The sequence below is a fragment of the Micromonospora tulbaghiae genome (assembly GCF_900091605.1).
Lineage (GTDB): Bacteria > Actinomycetota > Actinomycetes > Mycobacteriales > Micromonosporaceae > Micromonospora > Micromonospora tulbaghiae.
On record NZ_FMCQ01000002.1, the window covers coordinates 178,239 to 201,533 of the forward strand.

Sequence of the window (23,295 nt, forward strand, 5' to 3'; positions counted from 1 at the left end):
ACGGGGTGCCCGCCCCGGCCGCCGTGACGGCCGGGGCGGGCGGCGGGTCACCGCCGGGGTACGGGCGCGGTGCGCGGCTCCGGCAGGGAACCGCCGGACGAGGTGGACATCGTGGCGCCGTTCACCGTCTCGGCGACCACCGGGCCGGCGTCGCGCTCCGGCCGGACCTGCGAGTCGCCGCCCTCGGGGGAGACGGCCCGCCCCGCCGGGTCGTACGCGAGGCGCGTCACCGCCTCGCCGGTGCGCCGCTCCACAAGCCGGCCGAGCAGGTCGTACGCGTAGTGCGTGACCTCGCCGGCCGCGTCGGTGCGCTCGACGAGCTGCCCGGCGGTGTCGTAGACGTACCGCTGGGTGCGGCCGTCGAAGTCGGTCTCGGACACCATCCGGCCGTTCGGGTCGTACGTGTAGCTCCACGTCGCACCCGCCGGGTTGGTGACACGGACCAGCCGCAGCTCGGTGTCGTACGCGTACTCGGTGCGGTTGCCCTCGTCGTCGATCTCGGCCGTGACCAGGTCGAACGCGCCGTACTCGCGGATCGTCCGGCGGCCGGTGGCGTCGACCCACTCGACCAGGTTGCCCTCGCCGTCGTAGAGGAACTCCTCGACCGAGCCGTCCGGGTTCTCCCGCCAGGCCAGGTCACCCTCCAGCGTCCAGCCGAACTCGGTGAGACCGGTGTCGTCCTGCATGCTGAACAGGCGGCCGAGCGCGTCGTAGACGTACTCCGTCTCGCCCTGCCCGGTGCTCACCGAAGTGATCTGCCCGGCCGGATCGTGCACGACGGCGGTCGGGCCGACGTGGGTGGTCGTGCCCCGGCCGTCGGCGGCCGGCTGCTCGTACCGGACCACCTCACCGGAGGCGTCCACCTCGGCGACCATCAGGCCGTCCGGGCCGAACTGGCGGTTACGGGTGCTGCCGTCGAAGTCGGTCCAGGACACCGCGCGACCGAGTTCGTCGTACGTGGTGACGGACCGGCTGCCGTCCGGCCGGGTGACCGAGACCAGCCGCCCGAGCGCGTCGTACTCGCTCGTGGTGGTGCGGCCCAGCGGGTCGGTCGTGGACCGCAGGCGGTACGCCTCGTCCCAGACGTTGCGCGTGGTCGCGCCGAGCGCGTCGGTCTCCGCGACCACCTGGAAGCGGTCGTTGAGTTCGTAGACGCGCACCGCGCCGAGCGAGTCGGTCACCACCGTGCGGCCCGGCTGGTAGTCGAACCGGTAGCGCAGGTAGCCGCCCCTGCCGTCGGTGGCGACGCACCGGCCGGCCTCGTCGTAGGTGTACGTGTACCACTCGCCGTTGCGGTCCTCCCAGCGCACCAGCCGCCCGTCGGCGTACGTGAAGCGCTCGGGGTCGCCCGACGAGTTCGTCACCTCGATCAGGTTGAGGTCGGCGTCGTAGCCGAACTGCGACGCCGCCATCAGGTCACCGGCCGCGTTGGGCAGGGAGACCATCGTGACCAGCCCGGCGGACGAGGTGAACGCGATGGTGGCCCCGGTGGACGACAGCAGCCGCGTCGGCGTACCCCGGCGGTCGCGGACGATCGTCCAGCGGAGGCCGCCGTCGGTGACGTCGGTGAGCAGCGACTCGGTGTCCGACGCCGCGGCGAACAGCAGGCTACGGCCGGACGTCGGGTCGGTCAGCAGCCAGCCGCCGCCCATCAGCCGGCGCAGCGGCAGCGTCCGGCCGGTCTCCGGCTGCGCCACCTCACCCTCGGCGGGCAGCGGGTACGTGAGCAGCGAGCCGTCGGCGGCCAGGTAGCGGACCTGCTCGCCGTCGACGATGATCCGCTGGTCCAGGGTGGAGGCCCAGGCCCGGCCGAAGGATCGGCCCCACCGGTAGTCGGAGCGGTAGGTCCGCTCCAGCGTGAGCCCCGGCATGACCGCGTCGGTGTGGGTGAGGATCATCCGGCCGGTGGTGACGTCGATCGGGTCACCCACCGTCGGCGTCTGCGCGGTGGTCTTCGCCACCGCCTCCGGTGCCACACCGGCGAACGTCTCGGTGGTCGGCGAGAAGTCCGCCATGTCCACGTCGCTGTCGCCGTCGCGGACCGACGTCATGTCGGCGTCGCTGTCGGCGTCGCGGACGGAGGCCATGTCCGTGTCGGAGTCGGTGTCCCGGACCGAGGCCATGTCGACGTCGCTGCCGGGTGCCGGGTCGCTGGTCCGGATGACGACGACCGAGCCGTCGGGGGAGATCGCCGGGAGCGTGGCGAGCCCGGGGACCTGGGCGTCCTCGAAGGTGACCCGGCCCTGCCCGTCCTTCGACACGTTGATGACGTGTCCGACGCTCCCCGGACCACCGGGCCGCAGGCCGACGATCGCGGTGGTGCCGTTCGGCATGGCGCCGAGGGCCTCCATCAGGCCGCGAATGCTGCCGACCTCGTCCACACCGCGGCCCGGGTACCGCTTCATGACCTCGCCGATCTCCATCGGCTGGGTCTGCGCCGGCACCTGGGTGACCGCGCCGGTCTGCCGGTACGCGTCGACGGCCAGGGTGAGCGGCACACAGTCGACGTTGGCGGTGACGCTGCCGGCGTCCCGGTTGTCGTTGATCCGGCGCAGGTGGTCGCGGTCGACGGCGTCGAGCGTGCCGAGGTCGGCGTCCGTGTCGGCGGTGTCGCCGTGCAGGTTGGCGGCCAGCACCCGCAGCGTCGAACCGTCGTTCAACGTGTACTCGTACGACAGCTGGTCCCGGAACGAGTCGAGGATCCGGGCCTGCGCGGTCGGGTCGCCCTGCGCCGCCGCCAACTGGTCGGCGAGCGGCGTACGGAACGGGTCGGTGACCGGCGCAGCGGCGCCCCGGACGTCGGTGGTGCCGGTCTGCGGGCCCTGGAAGCCGTACCGGGGATCGCCGTGGCGCCCGCGACGGCTGCTGCCGCCCCGGCGCTCCGGGCTGCGTGACCTGTCGCTGCGCGGCGCGACGGTCACGATCCGGGCGTTCGACGAACTCGCCACCGGCGCCGGCGCGCCGGTGAACTCGGTCTCGGTGTAGTACGGGGCGGTGTCGGTGATCGCGTTGGGCCGCTGGCGCGGCATGATGCTCGCCACCGGAGGCCGGCTCTCGCGGGGCACGAACTCGTCGCCGGCGTATCCCGGCGCGGCCGGGGGGAACCACGACGGGATGTCGCGCCACCGGTCGGCGGCGTCCCGCCCGTGCTCGGCGTGCGCGATGTAGTCCAGCGCGACGGGCAGCGAGTTGACTTCCGACTCGTAGCCGCGGGCGTTCTCCGCGAAGCTCACGATCCGGGCGAAGTCCCGCCCGGCCTCGGACTCGATCTGGTCGAGCCTGATCCGGCCGCGCAGGTACCTGGCGATCTGGCTCGCGGTCCGCCGGCCGCCGCCGCGCTCCTCGGCGATCCGGTTGCCGAGGCCGATGTGCGTCCGCGTCACACCCCGGCGCGTGGTCGTGGTGGTGTTGTAGTAGTTGAGCGCGCCGACCAGCGGCTCGTTCTGGTGGCCGATCGCGTCCGACCGGACACCCGTGTAGGGCCGCGTGCCGATGTGCGGGAACACCGCTTCGCGGATCTCCTGGTAGCTCCGGGACGCGGCGGAGTTCGGATCCTGGAGGTCGGCCCGCGACGCCGGCGCGACGTCGTCGAACCACTGGCGGGCGTGATACCCGACGGCGCCGGCCGGGGTGGTGACCGGCGGCGGCGACGGCGTGTCGCGCATCCGGGTCTCGTACCGCAGCACCTGTCCGTGCTCGTCCAGGATGGCGACCTGCACCTGGAACGGCATGCCGTAGAGCGCGCTCGGCGGCGGCGGTGCCGGGTTCGTGGGCAGGCTGCTGGGCGTCTGGTCGGAGGGCGCGGCGAGCGCCGGTTCCACGGTGGCCAGCGGGTGCGGCGTCGCCGGGGCGGGCGTGCAACTGGTCAGGCCCAGCGGGTCGGCGACGGTGAGCGGGTCGCTGACGTACGCGGTCGGGTTCGGTCCGCCGGACAGGCCGAGCGGGTCGGGGCTGACGTACCGGCCGGTGGCCGGGTCGTAGTAGCGGAACCGGTTGTAGTGCAGGCCGGTCTCGGCGTCGACGTACTGCCCGGGGAAGGCCAGCGGCGTCGCGGTGCGGTCGGCGCCGCGTCCCCACAGGTCACCCCGCGACCACCAGCGCAGACCGCCGCCCGGGTCGACCAGGTGGGTCGGGGTGCCGATGGTGTCGGTGATCATTGTGCGGAGGGTGCCGCCGTCGGTCTGCGCGACCGGCACCGGGGCGTCCGGGCGGTAGTCCCACGTGGTCGTGGTGGTGGCGCCGGTGGCGTCGCGGTGCGTCTGCTCCAGCATCAGGTCGCCGGACCAGGCGAAGGACACCTCCTCCAACACCTGGTCGTCGTCGCCGAGGCGCTGCTTGGCGATGCGCCGGCCGAAGCCGTCGTAGCGGTAGCGCCAGCGGTCGCCGCCGGGCGTGACGGCCAGGACCATCCGGTCCTCGACGTCCCATTGGAACCGCCACGCCCCCGCGTCGTCGACCCGGCCGGTGAGGCGGCCCTTCGCGTCGTAGGAGAACCGCGCGTCGTCGGAGCGCACGAGCATGGTGCCGGTGAACTCCCAGCGCCCGCCGCCGGCGCCGACCAGGTTGCCTGCCTCGTCGTAGTCGTACCGCTGCGGGGCGTCGCCGTCGACGGCCCGGATGCGGCCGGTGTCGTCGGCGGTGAACGCCAGGTCACCGGCGAGTGAGTCGGCGATCGCGGTGACGCGGTCGGCGGCGTCGTAGGTGTAGCGGCGCTCGGCGCCGTCGGCGACGTGCTGGCCGGTGAGCCGGCCGGCCGCGTCGAACGTCTGCCGCAACGCGACCAGGCCGCCGATGGTCCGGCCGATCTCGCGGCCGGCGTCGTCGTGGGTGAAGCCGAGCAGGTGCTCCCCGGCGGTCAGGCTCTCCGGGCGCCCGTCGGCGTCGAACGTCCACCGGCTCGACCGGCCCGACGGCGTGGTGCGGGTCTCGACCGCGCCGGAGGCGGTGTACGAGGTGCGCACCGTCCGCCCGTTGATCGTCTCGGACACCACCCGGCCGTCCGCGTCCCGGGTGAACCGCACCTGCGCGTCCGGGCTGAGCACGGCGGCCACGTGACCGTCGGCGTCGTACTCGACGCGGGTGACGGCGTCGCCGACCCGGCGTTCGACGACCCGGCCAAGCGCGTCCCAGCGGTAGTGGGTGACGGTGCCGGCGGCGTCGGTGTGCGCGACCAGCCGGCCCGCGTCGTCGTGCTCGTAGCGCTGGGCACGACCGTCGAAGTCGGTCTGCCCGCACAGCCGGCCGGCCGCGTCGTACTCGTAGCGCCACGTCCGACCGGCCGGATTCCGCACCGTTGTCAGCCGTAGTTCCGTGTCGTACGTGAACTCGGTGCGGTTCCCCGCCTGATCCACCCGTGCCGTGGGCAGATCGAAGGGGCCGTACTCGAAGCTCACCGCCCTTCCTGATGCGTCGATGACGTCCACCAGATTCCCTTCACCGTCGTAGAACCACCGTTGCGTGGAGCCGTCCGGGCGGACCCGCCACGCGAGATCCCCCTCGGCGGTCCAGCCGTACGTCGTGACCGCGCCGTCCGGGGCCCAGGTCGCCCGGACCCGTCCGAACGCGTCGAACTCGATGTCGCCCGTGGGCGCGGGCGCGGGCCGGCGCGGCGGGACCGGGTGGGTCGAGCCGTCCGGGAGCGTGAGCGTGCGCGCCTCGGGGTCGAACCGGGTGACGCGACCGAGCTGGTCGGTGCGCGACAGCAGCCGGTGCGCCGCGTCCCACTCCTGCCGGACCGTCGCGCCCAGCGGGTCGACGATCGCGGTGACCCGGTGCTGCTCGTCGAACTCGTACCGGGTCACCTGGCCCAGCGAGTTCGTCACGTGCGTGACGCCGTCGTCGTACCGCAGGGAGTAGCGCAGCCAGTCACCGCCGCCGCCGGCCCGGACGCAGCGGCCCGCCTCGTCGTAGTCGTATCCGAACCATTCGCCGTTGCGGTCCTGCCAGCGCACGAGCCGGCCCGCGTCGTCGTAGCGCAGTCGCGTCTCGTGGCCGGAGGAGTTGCGGACCGCGACCAGGCGCCGCCGGTCGTCGTACCCGAAGGTGGGCAGGTGCACCGTGTCGTCCGCGGCGCGGACGTGCGCGCCGACGACCAGGTCGCCGGCCAGGTGCGGCACCACGACCAGGCCGGACGTGGAGAGCAGCAGTTCGGGTGTGCCGTCGCCGGAGCGTTCGATCCGCCATCCGGTGTGGTCGGTGACCACGTCGGTGAGCCAGGCGTCGCCGTGCGGGCCGGCCGGCGCGAACAGCAGCGACCGGCCCGCCTCGGTGAGCAGCCAGCCGCCGCCGGCCAGCCGGCGCAGCGGCCCGCCGGGGCCGACGACCGGCAGCGCCTCGTCGCCCTCGGCCGGCATCGGGTACGTGTGGATGGAGCCGTCGGCGGCCAGGAACCGTGCGTACGTGTCGTCGGTGACTACGCGCTGGTCCAGCGTGGAGGCCCAGGTCGGGCCGAAGCAGCGGCCCCACCGGTAGTCGGAGCGGTGGGTCCGTTCCAGGGTGAGCCCGGGGAGCCGGGCGTCCACCTCGGTGTAGACGACCCGGCCCGTGGTGACGTCGACCGGGTCGCCGACCACGGGGGCCTGCGCGGTGGGCGTGGCCACCTCGGCGGCGGGCACGTTCACCGGCGGCACCGGGGCCGGTGGCGGGGCGACCTCGGCCTCGTGCGCGCGGTAGGCGGCCCACCAGGCGTTCTCGGCCTCCGTCACAGCCCGCTCGGCTTCGGCGACGGCCTCCGCGTCCGCGTCCGTCCGGGAGGTCAGCCCGTCCAGGCGGGCCGCCGCAGCCGACAGCGTCTTGGCCGCGTCGGCGACGGCGAGCGCCGACGTACGCAGACCCGGGGGGAGGTCCCGGCCGGTGACGTCCCGGGCCGCCGCCTCGTCCAGCCGGACGACGAAGCCGCCCGGCACCCGGACCTCGGTGCCGGCCCGGTGCTTGCCGGCCGCGTCGCGGGACCGGGCGACGAAACGGAACTCGACGTCGTACTCGACCGCGGCGGTGAGCTTGTCGTCCGGGTCGGTGCGCCGGGCCGGCTTGCCGGTCGTGGCGGCGGCGACCTTGCCCTCGTCCTTCACCTGGGCGCCCGGGTCGGTCCGGTAGAGCTGCTGCTCGACCAGCGTGGCCGCGTTCACGGCGGCGAAGTCCTGCCGCTCGCCCACCCGGCTCGCGCCGCCCGGATGGCCGACGCCGCCGACGACGAGCGGCCCGGCCGTCTTCAGCGCGAACGAACGGCCGGCGGTCTGCTCGTACTCGGTGTCCGCGTTGCGCTTCGCCGAGCCGCCGATCTTCACTGTGGCGTCCGCGCGCAGGAGCTTCGGGCGGGCCACCAGGCGGGCGTCGAGGAACAGGTCGCGGCCGGCTCCGGCCGGCATCGGCAGCGGGAACGCGCCGTTCAGCATCGCCGGCAGCGCCTTGATCCGGCTCACGGTCAGTGTGTCGCGCAGCGCCGCGTCGACGTCCCGGCCGGGCGTGGCGCCGGAGGCGACGAGCGCCTGCCGAGCCGCGTCGTGCAGGCCGGGCACGTCGACCAGGACGTCCTCGACGGCGAACCGGCCCGGCTCGGGCAGCCGGTCGAAGCCGGCCTCCTCGCGCCACCGCCGCCGCCCTTCGTCGGTGGTCTGCTCGGCGGCAACCGCTGTGACCGGGCCGGACGCGGCCGGTTCCCTGCCCTCGGTCGCCGAGTACGTGGTGACGTCGTGGACCGCGTGGACCGACACGCCGCCCTCGGGCAGCCCTCTGCCGGTGACGGTGACGGTGAGGCGCACCGGCCCGCGGTACGTGGGCACCGGGCCGGAGACGGTCAGCGACTGCTCGTACGTGCGGCCGGTGCGCTCGGTCGACTTGGTGGCCTGGTTGCCGAGGGCGGCGGTGCCGGTCAGGCCGGCGGCGACGGTGCCGGAGGCCGGGCCGTGCCCGGTGGTGCGGGTGGCGTCGCCGTCGGCCCGGTCGGTCTCGGTGCCCTGCGCCCGTCCGGTCAGCGTGACCTGCGCCGCCGTCCGCGAGGTGGTGCGGATCTGCGCCTCGCCGACCACAGCGCGGTCGGTGACCGACAGTTCGTCGACCAGGTCGATGCCGGTGAAGCTCGGCTCGCCGACCGGCTCGGCGGTGAGCGTGACGTGGTACGTGGCGCCCCGGAACCGCCGTTCCAGCCGTACCGTCTCGCTCCGGCCACCGTTGAGCGCGTCGGCCAGGTGCAGGTGGGCGGCGCCGAGGAAGCCGGTGCTGCCGAGCCCTCGGATCGGGTCGTTCGGGCCGCGGTCCCGGGTGGACGGCAGGATCGCCTGGGCGAGGTCCTCGCTCGACTCCCGGGCCAGGGCACGCCGCAGGTGCGGGATGCGGTCGGTGAGGTCGATGTGGGTGGTGACACCGCCGATGCCGAGCGATCGTCGCGGTCCGGGCCGGAACTCCGGCTGTGCCGCGTGGGCCGGTGTGCCGGGGCCGGCCGCGTCCTCGTCCTGCCGCTGCTGTGCCTCGCGTACCAGGTCGCGTTCCCGCTGCTGGTGCTCGGCCTGCGTGGCCCGCTCCTGCTCCTGCGCCGCCAGCAGCTCCTGCGTGGCCGTGTCGTGCGCGGCGGTCAGCTCGCCGAGTTCGCGCCGGTGGCGGCCCTGAAGCGCGGCGAAGGAGTCGTCAACGAGTTGCCGGGCCGCCGCGTCGACGGCGCGGTCCCGGTGGACCCGGTCGACGTAGGCGCGGGCGTCGCGCTGCTCGGTGTGCTGCCGCCGCAGCAGGTTCCCGCGTTCCGTGGCCTGTTCGCGGGCCATCCGGTCGCGCTGCTCGTCCTGGTCGGCGCGGAGCGTCCCGGCCCGCTCGGCGTGTTCCAACTGCAGCCGTACCTCGGCGGTGCCGTGCCGGCGGGCGCGGTCGCGGTCCTGGAGCCGCTTCAGCTCCGCCGGGGTCATCCGCATGACGACCGCGCCGGGCAGGGTGAGCCAGCGGCCGGCCCGCCGGGCCGGTGAGCCGGGCCAGCGGCCCAGCGGACGCAGGTTGCTGTCGTGCCGGGCCTCGGCGACCACCTCCGCCTCGACGTCCACCCGCACCAGCAGTTCGCGTTCGGCGCGGCCGCCGCCGAGGCGCAGCTTGGACACGCCCGAGACGCTGCGCTCGCTGATCCGCCCCCACGCCCGCCGCCACGGCGTGACGGACAGGATGACGGCACCGCCGGGCCGGCCGGTGCTGCCGCCGTGGTCGGCGACCGGCCCGCTGACCGAGGCGACGCCGGTGCCGGAGACGCTCAGCTCGATCGCGCGCGCGTTCGTGGTCTTGCGGGCGGTGCCGCTGGCGAAGGTCCGCTTTACCCGGGCGAACTCGGCGCCGTCGAGCACTGTCGGGTTGGCCGGCCGCAGCCGTACCCGCACGTCGGCGCGAGCGTCGGCGGCCCGGCGGCCGTGCCACAGGTTGCTCAACGCCAGCGGGCGGCTGAACAGCTCGGCGTCACCGGTGAGGCGTTCGGGCGACAGCTCGTCGGCGACCACAGTGGAGATCAGGCCGTCCTCGACGGCGTAGACGTCGTCCCGGCCGGCCTCGCGCAGCGTCTCGACCACCGCTTCCTGCAACCGGTCGGCGCCGACGAACGACTCCACCCGGCGTCCGTCGAGATCGTGCGGCCCGCCGGTCATCCGGCTCAGCGGAGGCGGGTACGCCATCGTCTCCACGTCGCGGGGGACCGGGCCGGGCTCCGCAGCGGGGCGCTGCCGGGACACGCGCGTCTCCGGGACGAGCATGCGCACGTCGAGGCGGTGCGTGCGGGGACGCTGCTCGGACGTGGCGACGACTGTGGGCACGTCCCGGCCGTACGCCCCGAGGGACAGCTGCCGCCCGGCCTGGTTGACCCGCACCGTGGACCGGGTGCTGACGGTGAGGTCGAGGGTGGCGGCGAACTCGCGCAGCCGTACCCCGGTGGGCTTGCCGTCGTCGTCGAGCGAGGGTCCGTGGTCGCTCTCGGTGGACTGCCCGCCGGTGACGGCGCTCTCGTCGGTGGTGCCCCAGGTGAGCGCGGCGCGCGGGCCGCCGAGCAACGTCGAGGCGGCCTGGCCGAGCGGGCCCAGGATGCGGGGCTCCAGGCTCAGCTCGGCCGACCGGCTGTCGTCGCGGGCGCTGGTCACCGTGGACCTGGCGGTCCGCTTGGCGGCGGTGCCGATCTTGTCGTGGTCGAGCAGGTCGCCGTCGGACACGTCGCCGAGGCTGCCCCGGATGGTCACCACCGTGACGTGGTCGTGGAACGTGCCGATGCGGATCAGCGGGATCTTCAGCCCGGGGCCGACGATCCGGTCCGCCAGGTGGCGCAGCTGGTCGGGGGAGAGCTGCGTCCGCAGGTCGGTGGACCGGGTCAACGCCGCCTGAAGCTCGGGGGTCAGCCCGTCGGCGAGCTGCTCGTCGCCGAAGTGCCGCAGCATCTCGTCGCGGGTGGCCAGGCGGAACCGCTCGTGACCGGGAACCGACCGCACCGCGTCGGCGACCGTCTCGTAGAGGCTCCGGTCGCCGACCCGGGTCAGGTACGCGCCGCCGAACGACTCGCCCTGCTCGACGCGTGCCGGTGCGAAGTGGGTCCGGTCGGCCCCGCGCCGTCCGCGCCACTCCCGGCCGTCCGGGTCGAGGGCGGTGCCGGGCAGCCGGTCGCCGGTTGTCCACTGGAGCGCGTCGACGGCACCGGACAGCATCCGCGGCGCGCGGCCCAGGACGCGCACCTGGACGCCGTACTCGACCCGGTAGCGGACGCCGGGCGCGGTGCCCGTCACCGTCTGCTTGCCGCCGGTCCGCTCGGCGATCGTCTGGGTGGTGCCGCGCTCCCGGCCGCCGCCGACGCGCGGCCCGACCACCAGGCTCAGCGGCGCGACGTCCACTCCGGCGCCCGCGAGGCCCCACAGACCCCACGGCCGCTTGGTGGCGGCGGCGCTCGTGCCCTCGCTGCCGAGCGCGGACGTGTCGACGTGCGTGAGCCCGTCGACCCGCTCCACCTCCTCGACGCGCCGGGCGACCAGGCGGACCTCGACCTGCCGGGCCCGGCCCGGGAACAAGCGCCGCCAGCCGCCGCGCGCGGCGCGCGGCAGCGAACCCGACCGGACCCAGCCGTCGTGGACGTTCGCCGGGTCGGTGACCACCATCGCCGGCAGGCTGCCGGAGAACGTCGCGTCGCTGAGCAGCTTCTGCATCACCGGACGACCGGGCGCGCCGATCCGGACGAGGTCGGCCATGCCGTCCTCGGCGAGGATCGCCTCCACCTGGTCGAAGAACGTGGCACCCGGATCGGCCGGCCGGCTCCGGACACTCTCCACCCCGAACCGGTCCGGAACCGCCGCGTCGAGCGTGCGGTCCGCGGCGGCCGGCGCGGTCGCGTCGCCCGTCCGCAACCCCGTGTGTACGGCGAGAGCGACGCTCCCCGAGGTCTCGACCGGTTCGGCGGCGGGACGGCCGGGCCGCACGAGCCGGGCCACGAACCGGATCGGCACCGTCACCTCGGTCAGTCCGGTGACCTTGACAGTGGTGGTGGACGTGTACGTGTCCTTGTGGGCGACGGTGTACTCGACGGTGGGCGCCGTCGGCACCGAGCCGCCGATCCCGATGACGACACCGGGCATCGCCGTGAGCGTCACCTTCGGCTCGACGTGCCGGTCCCGGTTGTGGCGCAACGTGTGGGTGAGGTTCTCCCGGGTCTTGGCGGTGACCTTGCGCGGGTCGTCGTGGGCCCGGTCCACGGTGAGCGCGTCCCAGTCGAGGACGGCGGTGACCCGCAGCTCGGCGGGGCGCCCGCCGATCGTGACCGGGTACGGGCGGCCCTCGCCGAGGAACTGGTCCACGTCGTCGCGGCTGTCCGCCTCCACCGCGGCGACCACGTCGTCTGACAGGCCGGGGTCGAGGGTCCGCAGCGCCGTGCCGAGCGCCGCGTTCTCGGTCGCACGCAACTGTTCGGCGAGGCCGAGGGTCCGGCTCTCCCGCAGGTACGACGGCAGGCTCCGGCGTACCGCATCGGGCGACGGGAGTGCCGCGGTGGTCCCGGTGGCCGACGACGTCCCGCCCGCGGTGTCCTCTCCGGTGGTGGTCTCTACCGCTGCGGTCTCTTCCGCGGTGGTGGTGTCGTCGGCGGTCGACCGGGTGGCCGGGTCGTCGGCCGGCGCGGACGTGACGAGACCGTCGTCGCTTCTGTCGCTGTCGCCGTCGCGGTCGCTGTCGTGGTCGGCGAAGCCGTCGCCGAAGCCGCCGTAGTCGTCGTCGCCGCCGAACAGGTCGAAGCCGCCCGAATCGCTGTCGCTGTCGGTGTCGCTCGCGGGGGTCGACGACGGTGGCACATGGCGTGCGTAGGTGACGTGACCCGACGGATCGATCGTGCGCAGCAGCTCCAGCCGGGCACGCGGCCTGGCGCCGACCACCGGGTGGTCGCGCGGCGGCCCGGCCGGGTCGTCGTACACGATCAGGTGCACCTGGGTGCCGCGGGCGGCGGCGAACTCGACCACGTCGTGCGCGTTGGCGACGCGTCGCCGCTCGGCGTCGTCGATCGGCGTGTCGCGGCGCTGCGGCCCGGGGTCGGGGGCGAGCACGGCGCGGACGAAGTGGCCGTTGTCGTACGGGTTGCGCTGCCGCATCGCCGCGGCCTCGTCGAGACTCATCGCGTCCCGGCCGGCGCGCAGCGTGCGTATCCGCAGGTCGTCCGCGTCGTCGCCGGGCAGCTCTGCGGCGATGGTGTCGTAGAGGGAACCCGGTTGCCGGCCGAGCCCGCCGCGGTCGGCGACGGCTGTGGCGGCGGCGAACTCCTGCTGGACGGTCCCTGAGTCGTCGGACGTCGCCAGCAGGTGCGCGGCGACGAGGCGCTGGCTGTTCGGCAGGCCCACGGTGCGCGCCGGCCGCGCCGGGTCCAGGTCGGGGTCGACGGCGGGCGGGACGGCCGGTGCCGGGGCGGCGCCGGGCGCCGGCAGTGAGACGGCGGTGAGGTACCGGTTGTGCGGTTGCGCGCCGAGCTGCCGGAGCTGCTGCGGCGTGAGCGTCTGCTGCCACGTCTGCGAGCCGGGTGCGACCTGGGTGGGCGCGGCGAACGGCTTCGGGGCGGCGACGGCCGGCTTGCGCAGGTCGGCCCGGTACTCCTTGAAGCCGGTGCCCTCGGTGTAGAACAGCTGCCGGTTGACGTTCGTCGGCACGGCGTGCGACTGCGGCAGGAAGTTGCCGACGGCGAAGTCGGCCGCGAGCCGGGACAGGTCGGTGGGCGTGGCGGCGCCCACGAAGTCCGTCATGAAGGCCAGATCGCGGTCGGGATGCCTGTTGTTCTGCGACTCGACCTGGACATCGACGGTGAGGACGTCCGCGGGCAGGTCGGCCGGCGTCGCCGCGCCGTGGGCGACGGCCAGCTCCTCGCCGTACGCCTGGTGCAGACTCTCGGCCAGCAGGAGGAACTCCGCGCCCGCGTCGCCGAACCGGACGTCGGGCCGGCCGAGGGTGAGCAGGCCGTCGACGAACAGGTTCGGCTCCGGCGAGTACGGAAGCATCGGGTGGACGGTGGCCTGCCGGTCGCGGGACCGCATGTCCTCGTCCACCGCTGTGGTGAAGTCCCGGACGAAGGCGTCCCGCCCGGCCTGCGTGTCGAGCCTGGCGAGCCCTTCCTGGACGGCGGTCAGCTTCTGCCGCTCGATCCCGAGTTCCTTGCCCGAGCCCGGGCCGCCGTGCGCGGTGAGGTCGTCGATCCTCGCCCGGTGGTCGCGTGCGCGTCGTTCCAGCCGTTCGCGGGTACGCCGGATCAGGTCCTCGGTGTCACCGACGCGGTAACCGCCGGAGATCATCAGAGGCCGGGCCGGCGGCTCGTCCTGCGGTCCGGTCGCGTCCGGGTCGAAGCGGGTCTCGCGGTCGACGCGGTCGAAGACGTGTGTGCCGTCGGCTGTCGTACGGGCGCCCCGGTCGAAGTCCTGGATCGACACGTACGGGTAGCGCCGGGCCCCGCCGTCCGGGCCGCCCTGCGCGAGGCCCTGGATCGCGGCCACCGTGTCCGGGTCGCGGAGCACCTGGTTGCGGGTGCGGCCGTACGGGAACTTGCCGTTCTTCGTGCCGACCGCGTAGCCGTTGACCGCCACCGGCACGTCGAGGCCCTCCGCGAGCCGGGCCGCCCGGGCGACCGCCTCCCGGAAGGCGAGGTCGGGCACCTCGGCGGTGGTGTTGACGCCGAAGACGAACACGACTGTGGTGCCCGGGTCCAGGCCCTCGGTGACGGCGCGGACCACCTCGGGGATCTGGTCGACGTCGTCGGCGGGCAGCATCGAGTTGACGACGAACCCGATCGGCGCCCCGTCTTCCCTGAGGTCGGCCGTCTCCTGCCGGTAGTTGCCCGGGCCGACCTCGCGGGTGTGCCGGGTCAGCTCGTCGAACCGCGCGTTACGGCCGCCCGCCACCCGTACCGGCTCGAACCGGACCGGCACCGTGCGGGGCGGCAGCCCGCCGCGGTCGGGCGAGAGCACGTCGGACCGCTGACCGGCGATCCGGTTCACGTTGCGCGCCAGCAGCCGCGGGTCCTGGCCCGGCGTGGTGGTCGCCATCAACGAGTTGTCGCCCTTGACGAACGTGCCGTCCAGGGCGCGGCCCGCCACCGGGTACTCGTCGCGCAGGCCGAGGAAGTGCCCGATCTCGTGCGCGAGATCCATGTCGGAGGAGTGCGTCGACCAGCTGGTCTGGGTGGTCGGTGACGGGGTGCCGTGCAGCGCCACCGTGGCGTGCGCCTCGCTGGGCCGGGTCGTGAACTCCACAGTGACGTTCAGCTGATCGGCGCCGATCCGGAAGCCCTGGTTGTAGATCCGGTCGACCGCGTCGCGTACCCGGGTCTCGACGTCGGGCCGGGCGGCCGCCGCCGTGTCGTCGCGGGCGTCCAGGAAGACCCTGACCGTTAAGTCCTGCACCCTGCGGCCGTCGAGGTCCAGCACCCGATGGTCGTACGCGATCCGGTTGTCGACCGCGTCGAGGCGCGGGCGGGGCCGGTCGTCCGCCGGAAGGGGCAGGCCGGCCTGCTCGTACGAGCGCGCGACCACGTCGGGCACGCGGGTGTCGGGATGGGGTCCACGGTCGATGACGTCGTACGCGCTGGTGTTCGCGACCCGGCGCGGCGCGGTGTCGTGCTGCGCGGCGCGCGCCCGGTCGATCTCGTCGCGGGTCTTGGGCGCGGCGAGCCGGGGCGGCGGGACTCCCGGGACGCGCAAGGTGTTGTCGACCGGGGGAGCGCCCGGCGCGGTGTCGGTGCGGGGGCGGGCGTCCGGGTCCAGCGGCAGGCCGGTGACCGTGGCGAGGGCCTGGTCGACCTGGTCGGAGCCGGTCCGGCCGAGCGCGTCCCGCCACCCGTCGAAGTACGTGCGCACGCCGCCGTCGTCGTCCTGGACGAAGTCCCGCACCGTGGCGGGGTCGCCGCCGCTGCGCAGGTACTCCGACGCGTTCACGAGCAGGTCGTGGCCACTTCCGGCGGAGTCGTTCCGGACCGGTGCGGGCTCGTGTTCCCACGGCCGGGTGTCACCCGCGGTCCCGGTCACGGAGAGCGTGGGCTTGCCCGCCGCGAGGGACTCCTGCCAGGTGTTCGCGCCCTCGGTGACCACGAGCGTGGCGCGGTCCTGGAGCCCGGCCATCTGTTCCGGTGTGACGCGGGGCAGCGCCGCGACGTGGACGTCGGCGTTGCTCGTGGTGAAGCCGCGCTCGCCGTTACCGAGGACCAGGACGACAGTCGGCCGGTCGGGGCGGGCGGCGGCCAGCCGGTCGACGACCGCCTGGTGCGGGGGAGTGTCGGGCGTGTCCCCGTAGTAGACGAGCACCACGTCGGTGGCGTCGTCGTCGACCAGGGCCGCGAGGTCGTCGGCCCCGGGAATGCCGGTGGTGGTGATGACGTCCCGGGCGGGCGGCGGATCGGCGGGCGGTGGACGGCGGTAGGCCGGCACTCCGGTCGAGGTCTCGTCGAGTTCCGCCTGGACCGTCCCGGTGGTGCTGCGGACCTGCCGGGGGAACTGGTCCCACAGGAACGGCTGGAGCGTGACGACGTCGTGGTCCCTGCCACCGGCGGCGTCGCGCAGCGGACCGGCCCACGCCTGCTGGAACCACTCCTGCTTCCGCTCCGCGGTCCGCTCCGAGCCGTCGTCGTTCTTCGGTACGTCGACGGCCGGCAGCACGGTCAGCACGTTGCCCGCGGGGAGCGGCCTGCTGCCGACCTCGTCCAGGCGCAGGCTCTGGGTGTGGTTCTGCTCGCGGACCTTCTTGTCCCGGAACTCCTGCTGCCGCGCCACCTGCCACGCCTTGGCCCGTGGCGCGCCGGGCCAGTCCGTCGTCTTCCAGGCCTCCTCGCGCGTGCCGGGCGGCCCCTGCGGACGCATGACGACGTCCATCCCGCCGCGGTGGCCGGTCCACTCCCGGTGGAACAGGTCGTACGAGCCCGCCGGGGTCTCGAACTCCTCCTGCCGGCCGAGTTGCGCGGCGTAGTAGGGCGTCTTGTTGCCGGGATAGGTGAGCACGACCGTGCCCCGGTAGCCGGTGGCGGCCAGCCCGTCGAGCATCGCGATCGTCGCTGCCTGGTGGCCCAGGCCGGGCGATCCCTGGTCCACGACGTGCACGACGTCGTACTTCTCGTTCAGCTTCTGGCCGACGGGGGTCGGCACGGGCCGCGGCGCACGGCTGCGCAGCGTGGCGGGTGAGAGGTCCGTCGGGGTCAGGTCGACAGCCTGGGTCGTGGGACCGGCCGGCGGCGGTGGCGGCACGCCGGGTGGTGGCCGCATGCCCGGCGGTGGTGGCGGTGGGAGCATGCCCGGCATGCCGGGCGGCGGTGGCGGGGCCGGGGCGCGGGACGGAATCTGCGGGTTCGGACGCGGGTCCGGCGTCTGGTCGTGCGGCGTCTGCGGAACCGGAAGGTCGCGCACCGGGCCGGCGGTCAGCGCGGTGTCGTGGATCGTCGCCAGGTCCACGGCCGTGAGATAGCCGGTTGGCCCGGCCGAGGTCGTGGCCTGCTCCGACGAGGCCGGCAGGGTGTCGACGTCGAGGCCCATCACCCCCGGGCGGCCGGCGGTGGTGAACAGGTGCTCGGGGGCCTGGTGACCCTCCTTGGCCCCCAGGTAGTGCATCACCTCGTGCACCATCACGGGCAGGCGGTCGCCGGTGTTCCACCGGTGCTGGTCGGTGCTGACCCCGGTCTCCGAGGTCACCTCGACCGGCGGGTTGCGCCGCGGGTCGGCCTGCCAGTCACGGGTCATGCCGTCGCGCCACGGTGGTGTGTCGACGACCAGGTCGATGTGCAGCAGCCGGCCGTCGGGCAGCGTGTACCGGCCGTTGACCATCTCGTCGACGGTGCGCCGCACCGCGTCGGCGAAGCCCCGTAGCTCCTCGGGGGACATCCGGTCGTTCTTCGAGACCAGATCCAGGTGTACGTCGAACGACCGGTAGTCCCGGCCGTCGGCGGTGAACTCCCGGGTGGTGAAGTCGATCGTCGTGATCTCACCGCGCAGCAGGTGCGTGCCGGGGACGACGGTGTCCTTCCAGGGCACGTACCGTTCGGTGCGCAGCCGTTTCGGCTCCGCGCTCGCCTTGGCCTGCCGGAACTGCGGGCTCGGCCCGGTGCGGGTGGGCGCGGGCAGGTCCGCGACGGCGAGCGGCGCTTGGACGCTCTGCAGCCCGCCCGGCGTCGGCCCGGCGGTGTCGTGCTGCCCTGTCGGCGTCGGGCCGTCCGGCGTCGGCGTGGTGTCGACGGCATCCGCCTGAGGGGCACCGGTCCGGTCCGCCCCCGTGCCTCGGTCGTCGGCTTCCACCGGGACGCCCGACGGGACGTCGGCCGTCGCGGTGTCGACGGCGGTGGAGGTGAGCGGGCCTGGCGCCGCGACCGCGGGCTGCGGTGTGGACGTCGTGTCGGCATGGGAATCGGTCGACGGGGACGGAACCACGGCCGGACCGTCGACCGAGATGCCCTCGACGGGTGCCAGTGGCGGTGGGGGCGCCTCCACGGCGCCGACGACGGCAGGCGGCGGAGCGGCCGGCTGGCCGGTCGTCGTCGGGGCCGACGGCGGCGTGCCGGTGGTCGATGTGCTCGTGGTCGACGTGCCGGTGCTCGGCGCGCTGGTCGGTGAACTCGTGGACGGCGGGCTCGTGGACGGCGTGTCGGTGCTCGCCGTGACGGTGGTCGGTGCGGTGGTCGTCGGTGCGGCCGGGCCGGGCATGACGGTGGCCGGAGTGCCGGCGCTCGATGCGGCGGCGCTCGGCGTGACGGTGGACGGTGCCGGGTCGCCGGTTGTCGTGGCCGCGCCGGCCGGCTGGCTGGGCGACGACGCCGGGACAGCCGCCGGGCCGGGGGTGGCGGTGGGCGACGTCACGGGCGCCGGTGTGTCGAGATCGGTCGGCCCGCTGCTCGGCGTCGGAGCATCGAAACCGGGAAGGCCGCCGCCGTACGGAGCCGTGACGTCCGCGACCGCGGCCGGCGTACCGGTCGTGGGCGTGCCGGTGCCGCTGCCCGCCGGGGTGCCGTTCGGCGTGCCCGTCGAGTCGGCGCGCGGGGTGGTGACCTCGCCGCCTGCGACCAGGCCCGACCCCGGGGCCGCACCGCCGACCCCACGCGAGTCGCCGTCGGCGCCCTGACCGGCGGTGCCGTGCCCGCTCGGGCTCGGGCCTCCGGCGTCGTTCGGGCTCGTGCTGCCGTTCGGGCTCGTGCTGCCGTTCTGGGCCCCGTCCTGTGAGCCGTCGCGGACCTGACCTCCGCCGGTCTGGCCATCAGCGGTGGGACTGCTCGACGATGGGCCATCAGCCGTCTGACCGCCCGCCGTCTGCCCGCCTGCGGTTTGGCCACCCGCGGGTTGCCCGCCGTCGGTTTGGCTGCCCGGGGTCTGACCGCCCGCGATCTGGCCGTCAGCGGTCTGACTGCCTGGGGCGTGCCCGCCCGCAGTCTGACCGCCCGGGGTCTGCCCGCCCGTGGTCTGGCCCCCGGAGGGCTGGGTGCCCGGAGCGGCGCTGCCCTGGCCGGTGCCCTGACTGCCGGGGCCCTGGTTCCCGGAGCCCTGCTGCGCCGGCCCTTGACTCCCGGCATCGCCCTGGCCGGGCCCCTGACCGCCACCCCCGGCGACCGGCCCGCCCGAGGGCTGCGGACCCGGGCCGCCGCCCTGACTGCCCGGGCCGGCGGAGGAGCCGGCGGGTGGGGGAACGGGTGGTCCGTCCACGGCCGTGGGCGGAGGCGTGGGCGCTGTGGTTGTGAGGTTGTTCGTCTCGATCGTCGGCGGTGGCGCTCCGGCAGCGGCGCCCGGGCCGTAGCTCTGGCCGACCACTGTGGCGTAGTGGTGGGCCATCCCGCCGATCATCGACGAGCTCATGGTGGCCCACGGGTTGAAGCCGCCGCCGCCGACCATCATGGTGAACAGGCCCTCGAACAGCGTCTCGGCGAGTGCCGACAGGCCCTCCCGCGACAGGACGTTGTTGTTGATCTTCGGGAAGAACTTGCCGCCGATCATCTGTACGCCGCTGACGCCCGCGCCGATGAAGGCGCCTCCGGCGAACGCCATCGCCAGATCCTTGTAGTCGAGGGACTTGCGGTTGCCCTCGATGATCTGCGTGACCTGGGCGGCGGCGCTCTGCCAGAGTTCCTCCAGGCCCTCCTGGAACGCCTCCCAGGCCAGCCGCATCAGCACGTTCCGCAGCCGCTGGCGGAACAGGCTGATCAACGCTCCGACGATCTCCTGACCGATCTTGATCAGGGCGGGCACCGCTGCGGCGCCGAAGCCGGAGGCCAGCGCGATGGCGATCTCCACCACCTGGGTGAAGGCCGCGATGACGATGTTGTACTGGGTGTTCTCCGAGTCCAGCGCGAAGTTGTAGGCCGAGCCGCCCAGAGCCAGCGCGATGTTGCCGCCGGCCGGCACGTTCTTGGTGATCCCGACCTGGTACTGCTGGAACGCGTCCATCGCCGGGCCGGACAGGCTCCCGGCCAGCCCGTAGCCGAGGTTGGCGGTGGCGCCCATCCCGTTGAGGACGGTGCTGCTGAGCGCGTACAACTCGTCGCCCATGGCCCGCAGTGCGGCGGGGTCGGCCTTCGGGTACTCCTCGCCGACGGCGACGAGGATCAGGTCGTACGCCCACTGCCACTGCGGGTCGTTGGGGATGTGGAAGTCGGGCATGTCCTACCGGGGCGCGGGTGGGTGGCTCAGGCGCCGGGGATGATCGGGGTGGGCGTGCCGTCGGGCGCGTAGCTCAGGTACAGCGGCTGGTAGCCGGGCACGGTCGGGTCCACGGCCGGGTTCTCCTTGACGACGAAGAACCGGCCCTGTCCGGGATCGATCGTCGTGCCGTCCGGAGTGGTGACGGGTGTACCGGTCAGCGGGGTGATCGAGTCGTAGAGGTTCGCGTCCACCCGGGTGCTGCCGTCCTCGAACGGGTTGAGTGCTATCAGCCGGTACTCCTCGGGCAGCGGCCGGCCGCCGACGTGCGCGGTCGCGTACTCCGGCTGCACGAAGTAGGACGAGATGGCCGGCAGGGCGGCGGTGGCCGGGATGAGCGGCTCGGCGGGCCGGACCGACCGCAGCGGCGTGCCCTGCTGCTGCGGGAGGAGCCGGGCCTGCTCGGTGACCGGCTCACCGGCCGGCTCGCTGACCGCCAGCTTGCGGGACAGCAGATGGCGCCGGCGCGGCTCACCCTCCGCGGTGGGCTCCAGCACCCGGCCCGTGACCGCTGCCCGCGTCGCGTACGTGGGGCCGTCCAGGCGGTCGAAGTCCTTGGCCATCTTCCGGCTGACGTCCAGGGCGGCCTCGTCCGCCTCCCGGTACGCCCGGCCGCTCTCCGTGAGGCCCTGGGCGGTGTAGTGCAGGGTGCCCTTGACGCCGCCGATGATCGCTTCGAGGTTGTCCAGGCCCTCCAGGAACTTGGTCGAGAACTGCTCGCCCATGTCGTCGTCGCCCCAGGCGTTGGCGTACCGGGCGCGCAGGGCGGTCAACTGGGTGAGGTAGGACTCGTAGAGCTGCACGTGCGACTCGTATGCCCTGCCGAGCCCTTCCACGCCGTCCGGGTCGACCCACAGCCGCCCGCCGGGATTGTTGCTGATCATTCGGGCCCCCGGGTCAGGAGTTCCCGCACGCTCGTCACCATGCGGGGTTCCTTGGGCAGGAACGCGTCGGCCCCGGCCTGGCCCCGGACCAGCTTGTGGGCGTCGAGGCCGTCCGGCAGCACCGGCGCCAGCACCTCGGCCGCCTGGTTCATGACCTGTTCCTTGGCGTCGGCGTAGGTCTCCAGGATGAGCCGGGTCAGGTCGGCGGTGGTGAGCCGCTTGTGGGCGCCGGAGGGGAACTGGATGTCGGTCAGCACGCCGTTCTGGCCGACCGTGACGCTCACCTCGCGTCGCGGTGACGTCGCGGTGGCCGAGAGCGCGCTCATCCGGGCCTGCATCTCGGCGAGGCTGTTGCGCTGCCGCTCGTACTCCTGGAACAGACCTTCGATGCGCTCGCTGTAGTTCACGACGGACCACTCCCTCGACGTCGCGGTCCAGTGAAGACGCCGCCCCGGTCGCGCCGGAACTCCGGCCGGGGATCAGTGCATGAAAGTGCAACCACTCTTCCCGGGCTGTCGGCCGGCGCCGCCCGTTCCGGGGGCGCGGCCGTGCAATGTTGGGTGACGTTCGGACATGGTGGCGCGACCGGGTTGCCGCGGGGCACGGCCGCGGATCAACACTCTTCCCTGCCACCTTTCCCTGACATGAGGAGTCCGGCCGTGACGATGCCGATCGTCAGCACCACCGAAGAGGGTATGCAGCGGGCTGCCCAGGAGTTCTCCGACAAGGCCACCGAATTCACCGGCCAGCTGCGCGCGGTCAACGGGCAGATGGCCATCCTGATCTCCTCCTGGACCGGCCAGGCGTCGCAGGGCTTCAACCAGGCCATGGACAACTGGGAGAACGCCTTCCAGCGGGTGATCAACGAGCTGCTCAACATGCTCGAGGTCATGGGTGTCACCACCAAGGGCTACCAGACGGCCGAGGACGAGGCGTCGAGCGTGGCCAACTCCTTCGGCGCGGCCCTGCCGGGCATCTGAGCCGCACCCCGACCCCCGATCTCCCGAGAGGACTGACATGTCCAACTACACCTTCGACTTCGTGCAGGCAGACGCCGTGCTGACCGACATGAACCGCATCAACGGCCAGATCCAGTCGTCGCTGGAGGAGATGGAGCGCACCGTCGAGGCGAGCCTCGCCCAGTGGACCGGTGCCGCCCAGGAGCAGTACAAGGTCTCGAAGCTGGCCTGGAACCAGGCGGCCGACTCGATGGTCGGCTACCTGGAGCAGGCCCGCCAGACTCTGCTGCAGATCTCCGACAACTACGGCACCACCGAGCAGCGTCACGCCATGATCTGGAACGACGTCCGAGGCGGCTGATCCGCTCGACGGCCGCCGTGGACGCGGCGTGGCGGCCTACCACGTTGTCCGTCCCCGGCCCGGTGAGCTCGACGACCCGGGCCGCTGGGGTCTGCGCCTTCGTTCCGCCGTCGACATTCGAGTGGAGTGAGTTCCTTGGCCACCATTGACTGGGGATATCCCAACGACAAAGCCATCAGCGCGATGGACGCCTACGGCATGGGTGACGACTTCCTCAAGAAGCCGGACGGCACCGTGCAGGCGGCGTACGACTCATGGATGGCCTTCTACAACAAGCACCAGAACAGCCGCACCGGGGTGAACTTCGAGAAGTGGAAGGACGAGGTCCGCGCGGAGCATCCGGAGTGGATCGAGGCCCGCGACTGGTACGACAAGAACATCCTCGACACCGACGGCTGGAAGAACCTCGTCAAGACCTACAAGGACAACATCACCGACCCGTCGAACGTGAAGCCGCCCGCGTTCACCGACCAGTCCGACTGGATCGACGAGGAGATCTCGACCGACTCGGGCTTCAAACCGCCGGCAGTCAACCCGACGTTCAAGGGTGACACCGCCTCGACCAGCGGCGTGGCGGTCAACACCGCCGCGCTGAAGTGGTTCGCCGAGCACGTGCTGGGCAGCATCACCGGGGCCGGGAAGATCCTGCTCACCACGGCCGACCAGGTGGGCGCGATCGACCCGCGTCCCGGCGCCTTCGCCCGGGCCGAGGTGCTGCGGCAGGCGATCGTCGGGGCGACGGCCCAGGACGGCGGCGTCAAGGGCGACATGAAGGACATGCTCGTCAACATGGACACCGCCCTGCTCGCGGTGCAGGCCGCCCTGCTGAAGATGGCCGCGGAGTACGAGAACCTCGAAGAGCTCAACGCCCTCACCACCGACAAGCTCAGCGAGATCATGGGCGACTCCTTCACGGGCCTGGAGAACCTGAAGACCTACGGCCAGAAGATCGTCAAGACCGACGGAAACTGACG

Annotated in this window: 6 protein-coding genes; 3 read left to right on the top strand and 3 right to left on the bottom strand. The window is 73.6% G+C overall.

The annotated features are described in order from the left end of the window. Positions 1–47: 47 nt before the first annotated feature. From GA0070562_RS06060 to GA0070562_RS06070, 3 genes are read right to left on the bottom strand one after another with little or no spacing between them, the layout of a single operon-like run. Entirely contained in the window at positions 48–20,078 is a 20,031-nt protein-coding gene (locus tag GA0070562_RS06060) for a DUF6531 domain-containing protein (protein ID WP_091416595.1), read from the bottom strand. 26 nt (positions 20,079–20,104) lie between these two features. Further along, complete coding sequence (locus GA0070562_RS06065; RefSeq protein ID WP_091416598.1) at positions 20,105–21,001, bottom strand: WXG100 family type VII secretion target; 897 nt, start codon at positions 20,999–21,001, stop codon at positions 20,105–20,107. Beyond that, a complete protein-coding gene (locus GA0070562_RS06070; protein WP_091416601.1) occupies positions 20,998–21,408 on the bottom strand; it encodes a YbaB/EbfC family nucleoid-associated protein in 411 nt (136 codons plus the stop codon). The genes GA0070562_RS06065 and GA0070562_RS06070 overlap by 4 nt, the downstream gene beginning before the upstream one ends. Positions 21,409–21,660: 252 nt before the next feature. Between GA0070562_RS06070 and GA0070562_RS06075 the strand changes: the two genes are divergently transcribed. The 3 genes from GA0070562_RS06075 to GA0070562_RS06085 all read left to right on the top strand — a co-directional run bounded on the left by GA0070562_RS06075 (position 21,661) and on the right by GA0070562_RS06085 (position 23,293). Then, positions 21,661–21,981 (top strand): WXG100 family type VII secretion target, encoded by a 321-nt coding sequence (locus GA0070562_RS06075; RefSeq protein WP_091416604.1) that lies wholly within the window; start codon positions 21,661–21,663, stop codon positions 21,979–21,981. A gap of 37 nt (positions 21,982–22,018) precedes the next feature. After that, a complete protein-coding gene (locus GA0070562_RS06080) occupies positions 22,019–22,321 on the top strand; it encodes a WXG100 family type VII secretion target (RefSeq protein WP_091416607.1) in 303 nt (100 codons plus the stop codon). A gap of 126 nt (positions 22,322–22,447) precedes the next feature. Continuing rightward, the gene (locus GA0070562_RS06085; RefSeq protein ID WP_254663744.1) at positions 22,448–23,293 is read left to right on the top strand and encodes a hypothetical protein; all 846 of its coding nucleotides are present in this window, start codon (positions 22,448–22,450) and stop codon (positions 23,291–23,293) included. Positions 23,294–23,295 lie beyond the last annotated feature (2 nt).

Bases quoted from the DNA above. Each gene is read 5' to 3' on its own strand.
- GA0070562_RS06080 (WP_091416607.1), top strand. From the start codon at position 22,019: ATGTCCAACTACACCTTCGACTTCGTGCAGGCAGACGCCGTGCTGACC.
- GA0070562_RS06065 (WP_091416598.1), bottom strand. From the start codon at position 21,001: ATGATCAGCAACAATCCCGGCGGGCGGCTGTGGGTCGACCCGGACGGC.
- GA0070562_RS06060 (WP_091416595.1), bottom strand. From the start codon at position 20,078: ATGCCCGACTTCCACATCCCCAACGACCCGCAGTGGCAGTGGGCGTAC.